The sequence below is a fragment of the Sinorhizobium americanum genome, assembly GCF_001651855.1.
GTDB classification, from domain to species: domain Bacteria; phylum Pseudomonadota; class Alphaproteobacteria; order Rhizobiales; family Rhizobiaceae; genus Sinorhizobium; species Sinorhizobium americanum.
This window is the reverse complement of the sequence record NZ_LNQC01000077.1, coordinates 1-14463: the sequence shown is the minus strand read 5'-3', so window position 1 is coordinate 14463 and position 14463 is coordinate 1. Positions and strand designations below refer to the sequence as shown.

Annotated in this window: 13 protein-coding genes; 5 read left to right on the top strand and 8 right to left on the bottom strand. The window is 63.1% G+C overall.

All coding sequences use genetic code 11. The features are described from left to right. Together ATC00_RS25800 and ATC00_RS25795 are read right to left on the bottom strand one after the other, a co-directional pair. Complete coding sequence (locus ATC00_RS25800; RefSeq protein ID WP_037378021.1) at positions 1–861, bottom strand: MurR/RpiR family transcriptional regulator; 861 nt, start codon at positions 859–861, stop codon at positions 1–3. A gap of 140 nt (positions 862–1001) precedes the next feature. After that, complete coding sequence (locus tag ATC00_RS25795; RefSeq protein WP_064254978.1) at positions 1002–2129, bottom strand: Gfo/Idh/MocA family protein; 1128 nt, start codon at positions 2127–2129, stop codon at positions 1002–1004. Between the two features lie 261 nt (positions 2130–2390). Between ATC00_RS25795 and ATC00_RS25790 the strand changes: the two genes are divergently transcribed. After that, on the top strand, positions 2391–3233 hold the full coding sequence (locus ATC00_RS25790) for a class II glutamine amidotransferase (RefSeq protein WP_064254977.1): 843 nt from the start codon (positions 2391–2393) through the stop codon (positions 3231–3233). A gap of 15 nt (positions 3234–3248) precedes the next feature. On the opposite strand, the gene coaBC is transcribed toward ATC00_RS25790, so the two are convergent. From coaBC to ubiE, 6 genes are all read right to left on the bottom strand, one after another. Continuing rightward, positions 3249–4454, bottom strand: a complete 1206-nt coding sequence (gene coaBC, locus ATC00_RS25785; RefSeq protein ID WP_064254976.1) for a bifunctional phosphopantothenoylcysteine decarboxylase/phosphopantothenate--cysteine ligase CoaBC — start codon at positions 4452–4454, stop codon at positions 3249–3251. A gap of 255 nt (positions 4455–4709) precedes the next feature. Next, the gene (locus ATC00_RS25780; protein WP_037378030.1) at positions 4710–5252 is read right to left on the bottom strand and encodes a YbhB/YbcL family Raf kinase inhibitor-like protein; all 543 of its coding nucleotides are present in this window, start codon (positions 5250–5252) and stop codon (positions 4710–4712) included. Between the two features lie 133 nt (positions 5253–5385). Then, entirely contained in the window at positions 5386–6246 is an 861-nt protein-coding gene (locus ATC00_RS25775) for a helix-turn-helix transcriptional regulator (RefSeq protein WP_037378031.1), read from the bottom strand. A 126-nt stretch (positions 6247–6372) separates the two neighbouring features. Next, on the bottom strand, positions 6373–6876 hold the full coding sequence (locus ATC00_RS25770; protein ID WP_064254975.1) for a GNAT family N-acetyltransferase: 504 nt from the start codon (positions 6874–6876) through the stop codon (positions 6373–6375). Positions 6877–7082: 206 nt separating this feature from the next. Next, positions 7083–8657, bottom strand: a complete 1575-nt coding sequence (gene ubiB / locus ATC00_RS25765) for a 2-polyprenylphenol 6-hydroxylase (RefSeq protein ID WP_037378035.1) — start codon at positions 8655–8657, stop codon at positions 7083–7085. Positions 8658–8661: 4 nt separating this feature from the next. Continuing rightward, on the bottom strand, positions 8662–9438 hold the full coding sequence (gene ubiE, locus ATC00_RS25760) for a bifunctional demethylmenaquinone methyltransferase/2-methoxy-6-polyprenyl-1,4-benzoquinol methylase UbiE (protein WP_064255110.1): 777 nt from the start codon (positions 9436–9438) through the stop codon (positions 8662–8664). A 182-nt stretch (positions 9439–9620) separates the two neighbouring features. Here ubiE and mutM point away from each other — a divergent pair, with 182 nt between their 5' ends. The 4 genes from mutM to dnaA all read left to right on the top strand — a co-directional run bounded on the left by mutM (position 9621) and on the right by dnaA (position 14344). Beyond that, the gene (gene mutM, locus ATC00_RS25755) at positions 9621–10511 is read left to right on the top strand and encodes a bifunctional DNA-formamidopyrimidine glycosylase/DNA-(apurinic or apyrimidinic site) lyase (protein ID WP_064254974.1); all 891 of its coding nucleotides are present in this window, start codon (positions 9621–9623) and stop codon (positions 10509–10511) included. A 55-nt stretch (positions 10512–10566) separates the two neighbouring features. After that, positions 10567–11340, top strand: coding sequence for an enoyl-CoA hydratase (locus ATC00_RS25750; protein ID WP_064254973.1), 774 nt, complete (start codon positions 10567–10569; stop codon positions 11338–11340). Positions 11341–11531: 191 nt separating this feature from the next. After that, positions 11532–11798 carry a 30S ribosomal protein S20 gene (gene rpsT / locus ATC00_RS25745; protein WP_064254972.1) on the top strand — a complete coding sequence of 89 codons (267 nt, stop codon included), beginning with the start codon at positions 11532–11534 and terminating at the stop codon, positions 11796–11798. 1103 nt (positions 11799–12901) lie between these two features. After that, positions 12902–14344: a chromosomal replication initiator protein DnaA gene (gene dnaA, locus ATC00_RS25740; RefSeq protein ID WP_064255109.1), complete on the top strand. Its 1443-nt coding sequence runs from the start codon at positions 12902–12904 to the stop codon at positions 14342–14344. Positions 14345–14463: the final 119 nt, after the last annotated feature.

Sequence of the window (14463 nt, the reverse complement as noted above, 5' to 3'; positions counted from 1 at the left end):
CTATATTGTGCCGGCACCCTCTGCGCGACGGCGTTTTTCGGCGATAGCAACGGTCAGCGCCATGGCGAAGGCCATGCTGGCCGAAAGCGAACGGAAGCCGGCATGATCGGCCTCGACGAGCTCGAACCAGACCTTCGACGACTCGGCGAGCGGCGAGAAGGCGGAGTCTGTCAGCGACACGACCGGAACCCTCCGATTCGCCAAAAGCCGAGCCTGGGCCGCACTCTCGGACGCATAGGGCGAGAAGCTGACGGCGAAGGCGGCATCCTCTTTCGTCGCCATCGCCAGCATGTCGTCGTCGATGCCGGCCGCCGTGCCGACATGCTGGTACTTTACCTTCAGCTTGCCGAAGGCATAGGCCATGTAGCTGGAGATAGGGTAGGAGCGGCGCTTGGCGATCAGGTAGATCGTCTCCGCCTTGGCGAGGATGTCGACGGCCTGCTCGAAGGCTTCCGGGTCGACCGATGTTGCGATGTTGTCGAGCGAGCGATGCGCGGCCGCCACGAAGCCGTTGAAGATCGAGCCGCTCTCGAGCTTGCTGTGCTCATTGCCGCGCAGCGCCTTCAACCGGTCCTCGTAGCCCGGTGTTCGCTCGCGCAGGCGCGCCCGAAAAATCTGCTGCAGGCTCGAAAAGCCCTCGAAGCCAAAATGCTGGGCGAAGCGTACCAGCGTCGAAGGCTGGACATCGGCCGACGTGGCGATGCTCGCCGCCGTGCCGAAGGCGATCTCGTCCGGATTGTCGAGCGAATAGGCGGCGACCTGTTTCAGCCGCTTCGGCAATTGCGCCTTGCGTTCCAGGATGACGGCCTTCAGTGCCTCGAAATCCTGCGGGGCATCCGTGGTCGTCTCCGGTGTCGACATCGTTCAGCGTCTCCAGGCTCGCTTGTTCTATTTGCCTCACTTTAATCGATTAGGCGATACGGGCATAGAACGGACGTTCTATTTTCACATTCTTTCCTGCGGAGGAAGTCGACGGGCGAACGCCATCACGGCGAACGCCGTCAGCCGATCTCCACCCATTCGTTGCTCCTGGCCGACCGGTGGGTGGCGGAAAGCACCTTCTGGACCTCGTAGCCCTCGCGGAAATCGGTGGTCGGTCTCCCTCCCTTGGCGATCGCCTGGAGGAACTCGTGAACTTCGATCGCCTTCAGGTCGTTGAAGCCGATCTGGTGTCCCGGTGCCACGCAGAAGGCGCCGTAGGGCGGGTGTTCCGGTCCGGCCCAGATGGTGCGGAAGCCGCGGCTCTTGATGTCGCCGCCGGTCGAATAGACTTTGATCTCGTTCAGCCGCTCCTGGGTGAAGACGATGCTGCCCTTAGAGCCGTAAATTTCAAAATCATGCTGCATCTTGCGGCCGGTGGCGATCCAACTCGCCTCGAAGCTGCCGCTGGCGCCATTCTCGAAGCGCACGAAGGCGCGGGCGACATCGTCAACCTCGACGGCGCGGGTCCCGGCCGCGCCGCGGGAGACCGGACGTTCCGGTATGTGGATGACCGTCTCCGCAAGCACGGATTTGATCGGGCCGACGAGGTGACGCATGCAGGCGATGATATGGCTGCCGAGGTCGGCGAGCGCGCCGCCGCTCCTCGGATCGAGCCGCCAGGCCCACGGAATCGTGGCGTCGGCCATGAAGTCTTCGGCATGGACGCCGCGGAACGAGCGGATCTCGCCGATCTCGCCGCTGTCGATGAACTCCTTGGCGAGGAAGATCAGCGGGTTCTTCAGGTAGTTAAAGCCGACCTGGGTGACGAGACCGGCCTTTTCGGCGGCCGCCACCATCTCGGCGCAGTCAGCGACGGTCGGTGCCAGCGGCTTTTCGCAATAGACGTGCTTGCCATGCGCAATCGCCGCAAGCGCCATTTCCTTGTGCAGGAGGTTCGGCGTGGTGATGTCGATGATGTCGATGTCAGGGTCTGTCAGGAGCTCGCGCCAGTCGGCGGTCGCCTTGCGGAAGCCGAGGCGTGCGCGTGCGGCCTCGGCGCTTTCCGCGGTGACGTCCGCAACCGAAACCAGATCCAGTTCGAAGGGCAGGTCGAAGACCCGCGAAGCGATCGTGAAGCCGAGCGCATGGGCCTTGCCCATGAAGCCCGTGCCGATCAGACCGACACCCAATCTGCGTTTGCCGCTCATGTCGTTCCTCCCGGCTGAGCCTTCGAATGTGGGGTGAAATGAAATGAAATGAGCGAAGCTTGTCAACATGGAATATTTGTTCGAAATCGCTTTTCGATGTGCCAAGCGAAACAGCGCCGTGACTGCATGCTTGCTACTGTTGAAAAGCACGCCATGCGAAAAGTGTTAACGCATTTTTACCATGTTCCGTTGGAACATCGCGGTGACGATGGTCGGCGAATCGCCTTTTATCAAAAGAACCCGAACCGGAGTGATCGACGCATGTGCCGCTGGGCAGCCTATCGTGGAGAGCCGCTTTATCTCGAGGAACTGGTGACTTCGCCGGCGCATTCGCTGATCGAGCAGTCCCATTGCGCGACACGGGCGAAAACCGCCACCAACGGCGACGGCTTCGGCATCGCCTGGTACGGCGACCGCCCCGAGCCTGGCCGCTATCGCGATATCCTGCCCGCCTGGTCCGACTGCAACCTGAAGAGCATTGCGCGGCAGATCCGCTCGCGCCTCTTCCTGGCGCATGTCCGCGCGGCGACCGGCGGCGGCACCCGCCGCGACAATTGCCATCCCTTTGTGCACGGCCGCTGGGCCTTCATGCACAACGGCCAGATCGGCCATTTCGAGCATCTGCGCCGGCCGATGGAAAACATGCTCGCCGACGATCTCTATGCTGCCCGCACCGGCACGACGGACTCGGAGCTGCTTTTCCTGCTCGCCCTGCAGTTCGGCCTCGACCGCGATCCGCTTGGCGCGGTCGCCGAGGCACTCGGCTTCGTGGAGCGCCTCGCAGAACAACTCAGCCTTAAGGTGCTCGTCCGCTTCACCGCGGCATTTTCCGACGGTGAGGATCTCTATGCGGTGCGCTACGCCTCCGACCGTAAGGCGCCGACGCTCTATGCCGCCCCGATGGGACCGCAGGGCGGTTACTGCCTCGTATCGGAACCCCTCAATGACGACGACAACGCATGGGCCGAGATACCGGATGGCTCGGCCGTCATCGTCGGTGAAAACGGCGTCGACGTTCGCCTTTTCAGCGCCGCCGACCTTCCGGCACGGGAGTCCGGTGCCGCCTCCTCCTCTTCCGCGAAGGTCGCAAGCCCTGTTGCCTGATCGAAGCGGCGCTTCTTACGACAACAGTTTCGCGGCGATCAGGGCCGCGAGCTTGTCGGCCACGTCGTCCTTGCCCATTTCCGGCCACTCCTCGATGCCGTCGCGGGCGATGAGCTTCACCCTGTTCCTGTCGCCGCCCATGATCCCCGTTGCCGGCGAAACGTCGTTTGCGACGATGTAATCGGCGCCTTTCCTTTCAAGCTTTGCCCGGCCGTTCTCCGCGACGTTTTCCGTCTCCGCGGCAAAGCCGATCACCAATTTCGGGCGCGATGCATGATGGCCGATGGTCTTCAGGATGTCGGGATTCTCGGCAAGTTGCAGCGGCGGCGGTGCCTCGCCCGGCCGCTTCTTGATCTTGTTGCCGGCGGCGGAAGCGACGCGCCAGTCGGCGACCGCCGCCACCATCACAGCCACATCGGCCGGCAGCGCGGCGACGACCGCGTCGCGCATCTCTGCGGCGCGCTCGACCCGGACGAGCTGCACGCCAGCGGGGTCGGGGATCGCTACAGGACCGCAGACGAGAGTGACGTCGGCCCCGAGCCGCGCCAGCGCTGCGGCGATGGCGTGGCCTTGCTTGCCGGACGAGCGATTGGCGATATAGCGCACCGGATCGATCGGCTCGTGCGTCGGCCCGGAGGTGACGATCGCCTTCCGCCCGGCCAGCGGCTTTGCGCCGGCGAGCAATCCCTCGATCGCCGCGACGATCTCCAAGGGTTCGGCCATCCGGCCTTCGCCGGCCTCGCCGCGTTCCGCCATCTCGCCGGAAGCCGGCCCGACGAAGCGGATGCCGTCGGCGGCTAGCGTCGCGCGGTTGCGGCGCGTTGCCGGATGCGTCCACATCTTCGGGTTCATCGCCGGGGCGGCGAGCACGGTGCGATCGGTTGCAAGCAGGACCGTCGAGGCAAGGTCATCGGCATGGCCGTTTGCCATCTTGGCCATCAGGTCGGCGGTCGCCGGCGCCACGACGACGAGGTCGCATTCGCGCGCCAGTCGGATATGCCCGACATCCTGCTCGTCTTCGCGCGAAAAGAGCTCCGTGTAGACGCGCGAGGCCGCAAGGGCACCGACCGCAAGCGGTGTCACGAACTGCTGCGCCCCGGCGGTCATCACCGGCCGCACCGTGGCGCCGCGCTCGCGCAGCCTTCGGATGAGGTCGAGGCTCTTGTAGGCCGCGATGCCGCCGGAAATGATGAGAAGAATACGCTTGCCCGACAGTGTCATTCCGCTTCGGCTTTTCGCCGCTCCTTGCTGCATGACGCGACCCTACTGCATGATTCCTTACATCGGAATCGATGTAAGGACAAAATCGTGCAGCAATTCAAAGTGCTAAAGCGACCTTATTGGACGCGCGGCGCTGTAGCCGAGGCGACTGAAGCGCGCGATCGGAGGCTCCGGGCTCGCCGGAATGAATGACGCTGTGCCCTGCGGCGGAAATCCGCCGCAGGGCAGAAGGAGCCGTGCGACCGCCGGCGCCGGTCAGCGCTCGTAGGTCACCTCGATCGTCGCTTGGTCGAGAGCGTTCGACCGGGCAAAGAAGCCGACCATGGCGGCGGGGGCGTCCTTGTCGAGCGGGAGCTTGTCGACGGAGAGCGCGTAGACCGTGAACTGGTAGCGGTGCGGTCCATGACCTTCCGGCGGGCATGCACCGCCGTAGCCGGACGAACCGAAATCGGTGCGGCCCTCGATCGCACCGGCCGGAAGCTTTCCGCCTCCGCTCGCCCCATTCGCGAGCTCCGTCGCATCGGCCGGAAGGTTGAATACCGTCCAATGCCACCAGCCGGAGCCGGTCGGGGCATCGGGATCATAGGCCATGATCGCGAAGCTCTTGGTGCCCGCGGGCGCGCCCGACCATTGCAATTGCGGCGAGATGTTCTTGCCGCTGCAGCCGAAGCCGTTGAAGACCTGGGCGTCGGCCATGGGCTTTCCGGCTGCCAAGTCGTTCGAGGTCAGTTTCATTTCGGCGCGCGCGGCGGTAGCGCCGAGGAAGCTCAGGGCCAGAAGTGTCGTGATGAAGCGCATGGATCTTTCCTGCAGTTGCTGGAGCAATTCCAGGAAAAGTGTGCGGTTTTTTCCGTGCGGAATTGCGTAGTTTCAAAGGGTTAGGTCAGTTCAGTGTTTTAGGGAAACAATGAGGTGATCTGACAAAGAAACCCTATCCCCAGATGGACACAGCGTCTCTCCTGATCTGCTCAACTTCTGTCCCGATCCGCTCAAAAATTCCGAGATCGCCGCGTATCTCGCGCGGATTGATGCCGAACCGCTCCTTGAACCGGGCCGAGAACTGGGATGGCGAGTCGTAGCCGACCTCCTGGGCAACGTGGGCGATCGGCAGGGTGGTCGTTTGCAGCAGCGCCAGCGCCCGCGTCATGCGCGTATCGCTCAACGTCTCGGTGAAGCTGGTGTTCTCCGCCGCCAGCTTACGCCGAAGCGTGGCCTCGCTCATGTTGAAACTGCGTGCGGCGTGGCCGAGGGTCCAGTTGCGGGACGGGTCGGCCTCGATCATCTGGCGCAGGCGATGCTGCAAGAGGGGATTTCCTTGGACGCCCAATACGGCTCCGCTGAGAGCAAACCAGGTGATGAGTTCCATCAAGCGGACCGTCGCCACGGGGGTGGGGAGTTTTGCAAGGCTTTCCGGGGAGCAGCAGAAATCAAACAGCGCCACGGCTTCGTCGGGCAGGTCAAAAGCCTTCACGGGAAGGGCGGTTCGAGGTGGCGTGATGAAAGCCAGGCGGGCATATGTTTCCTCGAACAAGGGACGCGGTATGGGCAGGATGCGCGCTTCGTAGTTCTGCGGTGCCTTGGGAATGTTCTCCATCGTCATCGGCTGATGGTCGGGCAACAGGCCGAACTCGCCCGCTGTGAGAAGCAGAGGCGTGTCGCGGATGACCACGACCTTGTTTCCCGAACACACATGGATAAGCACCGGGGTGGTGTTCGTCAGGCGATGAAGGCAGGTCCTTCCCCCCTGCCGGATGACGGCGCCGGCTATAACAGGAGGGGTTTCGTGTTTCATGTGTTGGTCTCCCGGATTGGCGAAATGCAATGACAGTTCCGACGATTGCTCGCAAGACGCGGGAACCCGTGAGTCGGGTAAAGCCTCTTCGCGCCCGGCGAAGGCCGCAGGGCACCCTTGCTCCGATCACGCCCGCAGGCGCGCCATCGCGAAAACGTCGGCATAGGCTCCGTCGCGCAGCGCATAGGATTTCAACACGCCTTCGGTGACGAAACCGGCATTGCGATAGAGGCCGATCGCCGCCTCGTTGTCGGTGAAGACCGTCAGTTCGATGCGTAAAATGCCGAGCCAGCGGTCCGCCGCCTCGGTCAGCGCCTCGAGTAGTGCCTTGCCGATGCCGCGTCGGCGATAATCGTCGTGGACCGACATGCCGATGTCGGCCGCATGCCGCCGCCTTCCTTTGTGCCGGTGCAAGCCGGCAAGCCCGACAATCTGCCCCTCGAGTTCGGCGACGATAACCATGTCATTTTCCGTAAGGCTTTCGAGCCAGCGTCGCGTCTGCTCCGGCGGCGCGAAGGGCAGGCGTAGCGTTCCGGAGCGAACGCCGGGCAGATCGCGCAAAGCGGCGAGGACTTCCCAGTCGGAGATGGATGCGGCGCGGATATGAAGTGCGAGTGAACCAGCGGTCATTGTTTCCTCTCTCTTGTCGCCCGAGGAAACAGAGCCGAACCCTGCTTGCCTCGGCAGGGTTGGCATGAAGACAGTTCGCTTAGCGCAACAGGTCTCCCGCACACCCTGAGGTCTGCTTGGTCACCGGCATCACGAGCGAAAAGCGACTGTCCATGGACGGATACTATTCCAGGATGCAAGAAATCGGAAGCGACTTTGCGTCTAGGTCAGGCCAACTGCCAGGCGATGAAAAGGAGCGTTGCCGCGATCACCCAGAGCGCCAGCCGACCCGACCGGGTATGGCGCGCCTCCGCCCTGCCGATCGCTTCTGCCGTCTCCGGGTCGAAGCGCAGGCCGTTCTCGGTCATCGCCATTATTTCGGCCGAGAAGCGTTCGGTGCGCGCGGCAATTTCCGGAACGGCTTCGGCGACCCGGAGTGCGGCGTGGAGCCCGTCGCGCAGGTCCGTGACGATGCGTTTCGGGCCAAGATTGTCGCGGATCCATTTGCCGACGACCGGTTCCGACGCCTTCCACATGTTGAAACGGGGGTTGAGCGTGCGGGCGACGCCCTCGACGACGACCATGGTCTTCTGCAGCATGACGAGCTCGGGGCGCGTCTGCATGTCGAAGAGCTCGGTCACCTCGAAGAGCAGCGTCAGGAGCTTGGCCATCGAGATCGTCTCAGCCGGTTGGCCATGGATCGGCTCACCAATGGCGCGGATCGCCTGGGCAAAGCTCGAGGCGTCGTGATGCGAGGGCACGTAGCCCGCCTCGAAATGCACGTCGGCGACGCGCTGGTAGTCGCGCGTGATGAAGCCGAAGAGGATCTCGGCGAGGAAGCGGCGCTCCTTCTTGCCGAGCCGGCCGACGATGCCCATGTCGACCGCAACGATGTGGCCGGCCTCGTCGACGAACAGGTTCCCCTGGTGCATGTCGGCGTGGAAGAAGCCGTCGCGCAGCGTATGGCGCAGGAAGGACTGGATCAGCGTTTCGGCGAGCGTATTGAGGTCGTGGCCGGCGGCTCTGAGACCCTCGATGTCCGACATCTTCACGCCGTCGATCCATTCCATCGTCACCACGTCGCGACCGGTGCGTTCCCAGTCGACCTTGGGGACCCGAAAACCGGAATCCTCCTTGGTGTTCTCGCCAAGTTCGGAAAGGGCGGCCGCCTCGAGCCTGAGGTCCATTTCGACCTTGGTCGTCTGTTCCAGCGTCTTCGTCACCTCGACCGGCCTCAGCCGCCGCGTATAGGGCAGGAACCGTTCCTGCATGCGCGAAACCAGGTACATGGCCTCGATATCAGCGGCGAAGCGCTGGCGCACGCCCGGGCGGATAACCTTGACGGCCACCCTTTCGCGCTTGCCGTCACGCAGGATCACGGCCGGATGGACCTGGGCGATCGAGGCCGCCGCCATCGGTTCGGCGAATTCGGCGAAGAGCGCATCGACGGAGCGGCCGAGGGAACCTTCTATCGCTGCCCGCGCCTCGCTCTCCGGAAATGTCGCCATCCGGTCCTGCAGGAGGGACAGGTCGGCAGCAAGTTCGGCGCCCACCACGTCCGGACGTGTTGCGAGAAACTGGCCGATCTTGACATAGGAGGGGCCGAGCCGTTCGACGGCCCGGGCGAGCCGGCCGCTGCGCACCTCGAGCCGGGCCCGGCGGCGGGCAAGCAGCCCGGCGAGCCTCTGCACGAAACGAGCCAGCGGCGGCAGGTGTTCGGCAGGGACGGCCGAAAAGGCATCCTCGCGCGCCAGCACCCAGCCGATCCGCACGAGACGGAAATATGCTCCAGGTGTGCTCATGCGGTCAGATTTTCCAGCCGGAATGCAAGGCGGCGATGCCGCCCGTATAGTTGGTGAAGGAGACGCGGCCAAAGCCGGCAGTGCGGATCATCGTGGCGAAATCGCGCTGGTCGGGGAACTTGCGGATCGATTCGACCAGATATTGGTAGGGCGCTTCGTCACCGGTAATGAGCTTGCCGAATTTCGGGATCGCGTTGAACGACCAGGCATCGTAGAAGCGGTCTAGCAGCGGCATCTCCACCTCGGAGAATTCAAGCACCAGGAGCCGACCGCCACGCTTCAGCACGCGATAGGCCTCCTTGAGCGCCACCTCGATGCGCGGCACGTTGCGAATGCCGAAGGCGATCGTATAGGCATCGAACGAATTTGCCGCGAACGGCAGGTCCTCGGCATTCGCCTCGACGAATTCGAGGTTGGCGGTGAGCCCTTTCTTCCTGGCGCGTTCGGCGCCGACGGCGAGCATCGAAGCGTTAATGTCGAGCACGGTCGCATGCGCCTTGCGGCCGGAGGCCTCCACGATCCGGAACGCGATGTCGCCGGTGCCGCCGGCGACATCGAGGACCCGGTAGTCCTCCCGGCGCGGCGGATTGAGCGCTGCGATCATCGCATCCTTCCAGACGCGGTGGAGACCGGCCGACATGACGTCGTTCATGATGTCATAACGTCTGGCGACCTTGTGGAAGACGTCGTTGACCAGCGGCTGCTTTTCGCCCGTGCCGACCTCGCGGAAACCGAAGGAGGTCTCCATCCCGCCATCCGCCGATACGCGCTCATCCGCCATACGAAACTCCACTTCAACGAAATTTGCCGGCACCATAGCGAAATCGCCCCGCGCGCGCTATCTCAGCGCGAGGGACCTGGCTGCGACATAGCGCATTCGTATAGGCCATCGATGCTGCCATGGGAATGGCGCGCTCGCGATGCGGGCGGATGGAATGAATAAAGAGTGAAGGGAGACGGCCGATGCCGGAATTGCCCGAGGTGGAAACGGTGAAACGCGGATTGGCGCCGACGATGGAGGGAGCGCTGCTGGTGCGCGCCGAATTGCGCCGGCCGGACCTGCGCTTTCCCTTTCCCGACAATTTCGCCGCCGCCGTATCGGGCAGGCGCATCGTCGCGCTGTCGCGCCGGGCCAAATATCTGATGATCGATCTCGAGGGTGGCGATGTCATCGTCGCGCATCTCGGCATGTCCGGATCGTTCCGGGTCGAGGCCGGGGCGGAGCCGGCCACCCCGGGCGCGTTCCATCACCCGCGCAGCAAGGATGAGAAGCACGACCATGTGGTCTTCCATCTCGACGGACAATCCGGCCGGGCGCGGGTGATCTACAACGACCCGCGTCGCTTCGGCTTCATGGATCTGGCACGCCGCGACACGATCGCCGAGCATGCCTTCTTCCGCGGCCTCGGCGAGGAGCCGACAGGAAATGCCCTCGACGCCGCCTATCTGGCCGGCCGGTTTGCCGGGAAATCGCAGCCGCTGAAGAGCGCGCTTCTCGACCAGCGGACGATCGCCGGTCTCGGCAATATCTATGTGTGCGAGGCCCTCTGGCGATCGGGCCTGTCGCCGAAACGCGAGGCGGGCACGCTCGTCGACAAGCGCGGCCGCGCAAAACCGGCCCTGTTCGCACTTGTCGAAGCGATCCGGGCGGTGATCGCCGACGCGATCGCGGCCGGCGGTTCTTCGCTCAAGGACCATATCCAGGCGGATGGCAGCCTCGGCTATTTCCAGCACGCCTTCTCCGTCTATGACCGGGAGGGCGAGGCTTGCCGCAAGCCGGGCTGTGGCGGTACGGTCGCGCGCATCGTTCAGGCAGGGCGTTCGACCTTCCATTGCCCGCGCTGCCAGAAATAAGCGGAGAGAGGCTGGGCGCCTTCTCAATCGCGTTCAAAAATTGGAGGAGACGACAATGAGTTACGAGACGCTGCTGGTCGAAACGCGCGGGCGCGTCGGCCTGATCACCCTCAATCGGCCGCAGGCGCTGAATGCGCTGAATTCGACCCTGATGCGCGAGCTTGACGCCGCGTTGAAGGCCTTCGACGCGGACAAGGGGGTCGGTGCGATCGTCATCACCGGCTCGGAAAAGGCCTTTGCGGCCGGCGCCGATATCAAGGAAATGCAGTCGCTAGATTTCGTCGACAGCTATCTCGGCGACTTTCTCGGCGGCTGGGAGCACGTCGCCGGCGCTCGCAAGCCGATGATTGCCGCCGTTTCCGGCTTTGCGCTTGGCGGTGGCTGCGAGCTTGCGATGATGTGCGATTTCATCATCGCCTCGGAGACAGCGAAATTCGGCCAGCCGGAAATTACCCTCGGCGTCATTCCCGGCATGGGCGGTTCGCAGCGGCTGACACGTGCCGTCGGCAAGGCAAAGGCGATGGACCTGATCCTCACCGGCCGCATGATGGACGCAGCCGAAGCGGAGCGGGCCGGCCTCGTCGCGCGCATCGTCGCGCCAGACAGATTGATCGAGGAGGCGCTCGCCGCCGCCGAGAAGATTGCTTCCTTCGCGCTACCAGCCGTGGTGATGGCGAAGGAAGCGGTCAACCGCTCACTGGAGGTGACGCTCGCCGAAGGTCTGCGTTTCGAACGGCGGCTCTTCCAAGCGCTCTTCGCCACCGAAGACCAGAAGGAGGGTATGGCCGCCTTCGTGGCGAAGCGCAAGGCGGAATTCAAGCACAGGTGAATCGGCAAGCTGCGGGATTTCGCAAAATGCGCGTTGACGCGCCGGCGCTTTCCCGCTATACGCCGCCTTCAGTTTGAAACGCCATCTCGCATGGCTTTCCGATACTGCTCCCGAATTGCTTTGGATGACAGGTCGCAGTGACCCGGCACGGCGAAGGCGGAGTTCATGTCAGTTTTCGAAGAGAGGCATCAATGGCCAATACAACTTCGGCGAAAAAGGCGACCCGCAAGATCGCACGCCGCACCGCAGTGAACAAGGCTCGCCGTTCGCGCGTCCGCACCTTCGTCCGCCAGGTTGAAGAGGCGATCGCTTCCGGCGATCAGGCAGCCGCCGCCGAAGCTCTCAAGGCCGCCCAGCCGGAGCTGATGCGTGCCGCCACCAAGGGCGTGTTGCATGCCAATACGGCATCGCGCAAAGTGTCCCGTCTGGCACAGCGCGTGAAGGCCCTGTCGGCCTAACCCGGCTAAATAATAAGCAGTTGATGAAAAGCCCGGCGCGAGCGCCGGGCTTTTCGGATTCATAATTCTGCCATCGTCATGATTAACCTGCCAGAAGGGTGGTTGTGTCAACGGCGTGACAAAATTGTTGAAACAATTTCAACTGGTTGCACGAGGTTGTCACAACAGGTACGTCTCGGCAGGCCGCCTACTTCGAGGCGAAGTGAGTCAAGAAGATTTTTATTTTTTTTCTTTTTCGCCAGCTAAACACGGCGGCCAAAATTAAAACCCTTGATTCAACAGGGATTCTTTCGGGACTCGCAAACCGCATGCAAAACGTGGCACGAGAGTCAACTGGCAGCGCTTAAGAAGCGGTAAAAATCACCATTGATCTTGCCCATCGATCCTGCCTAAATGGCTTCCACAGGGGACACGGATCACATCTGTATCAAGGAGGTTTGGAGTCATTTCAACGAGATGGCTTTGGGCTTTCTGTTCCCTGTGGCGGGGGAAATCCACGTCGCTCAATCAGAAAAGTCGATATGGTCAACCGGGCGATCCGTCGCCACGGCACGAGGACATTTCGTCTTATGGTTGTGTCGTGCGCGACTCCCATCGGTACTGTGTTGGTGTTCGTTCAAGAGGAAAGGAAACCTCGGCTACCCGCTTCGTACGAGGGTGCGGCGTAGTCGCAATGAGTAGGATCGGATGGCTTGAAAACGGCCACGCGGAATCGATAGGGCTACAGCGCGCCTCATCTGGGCGCGCAAAGGTCGCTGTAGAACTTTGAGTGCTGCATGATTCCGTCCTTGAATCGATTTCGGCTTGAGGAAGCATGCAGGAGGCGCGAGGGGACATTCGCTTGTTCGAGGCGAGCGGGTGCGCGCAGCGCGCAGCGGGGCGGGATATGAGGAGCCCGGTTTCGCTGCGACAGGGCGTCCGTCGGACGCGGCATGGCTTCGGAAGGCGGCCGTGTCCGATGGATATAAGGATGACGCCGGCAGCAATGACGGCATCGGATAATGATAATGGAAGGCGGCAACATGCAGATGAATTTGGCGACGGCGTCTGAAGGAATTCAGGCCGGAAGCAATCAGTCTCAGGCGGCGGGGGAAAAGCACGACATGCGGCATGACGCACTTTTCGAGCGGGTAAGTGCGCGTCTGAAAGCCCAGGTCGGTCCGGATGTCTTCGCCAGCTGGTTCGGGCGTCTCAAGCTCCATTCGGTATCGAAAAGCGTCGTGCGCCTGTCGGTGCCGACGACATTCCTGAAGTCATGGATCAACAATCGCTATCTCGATCTGATCACCAATATTGTTCAGCAGGAAGACGGTGAGATCCTGAAAGTGGAGATCCTCGTCCGTACCGCGACCCGCGGCCAGCGCCCGGCGGTTCACGAGGAGGCAGTAACTGCGGCAGCCGAACCGGCGCCCACTGCCCCGGTCCGCCGCGCGGCCTCGCCGCAGCCGGTGGCCGCTGCCGCCGCCACGGTCGCCGCCGCCGCAAAGCCGGCGCAGGCGCCGCTTTTCGGCTCGCCGCTCGACCAGCGTTACAATTTCGAGAGCTTTGTCGAAGGCTCGTCCAATCGCGTGGCGCTCGCTGCCGCGCGCACGATCGCGGAGGCCGGGGCCGGCGCCGTCCGCTTCAATCCGCTGTTCATTCATTCGAGCGTCGGCCTCGGCAAGACGCATCTGCTGCAGGCGATCGCGCTTGCGGCACTGCAAAGCGCCCGGGCGCCGCGCGTCGTCTACCTGACGGCTGAGTATTTCATGTGGCGTTTCGCCACCGCGATCCGCGACAACGACGCGCTGTCATTGAAGGAATCGCTACGCAACATCGATCTTCTCGTCATCGACGACATGCAGTTCCTGCAGGGCAAGTCGATCCAGCACGAGTTCTGCCATCTGCTCAACATGCTGCTCGACTCGGCCAAGCAGGTGGTCGTGGCGGCGGACCGGGCGCCCTGGGAACTGGAATCGCTCGACAGCCGCGTTCGCTCGCGCCTGCAGGGCGGCGTGGCGATCGAGATGGAGGGGCCTGACTACGACATGCGCCTCGAAATGCTGAAACGCCGCCTCGAAGCGGCCCGTCATGACGATGGCTCGCTCGACATTCCGCAGGAAATTCTCTCCCATGTGGCGCGAAACGTCACGGCCAGCGGCCGCGAACTGGAGGGTGCCTTCAACCAGCTCCTCTTCCGCCGTTCCTTCGAGCCGCAGCTGTCGATCGAGCGTGTCGACGAGCTCCTCGGCCATCTGGTCAATGCCGGTGAGCCGCGCCGCGTCCGCATCGAGGACATTCAGCGCATCGTCGCCAAGCACTATAATGTCTCGCGCCAGGAACTGGTCTCGAACCGCCGGACTCGCGTCATCGTCAAGCCGCGCCAGATCGCCATGTACCTGTCGAAGACGCTGACGCCGCGCTCCTTCCCGGAGATCGGCCGCCGCTTCGGCGGCCGCGATCATACGACCGTGCTCCACGCGGTGCGCAAGATCGAAGAACTGATCGCCGGCGACACGAAGCTCAGCCACGAGATCGAGCTGCTCAAGCGCCTGATCAATGAATAGGTATAGGTAAGCTTGTAGTTACGAAAAGCCCGGTTCGACCGGGCTTCTCTTTTTGGGCTGGGTCTGTCAAGCAAAGGATATCCTCGCCGCGCCTACAAGGCGCGGCGTCGGTCGTTGTC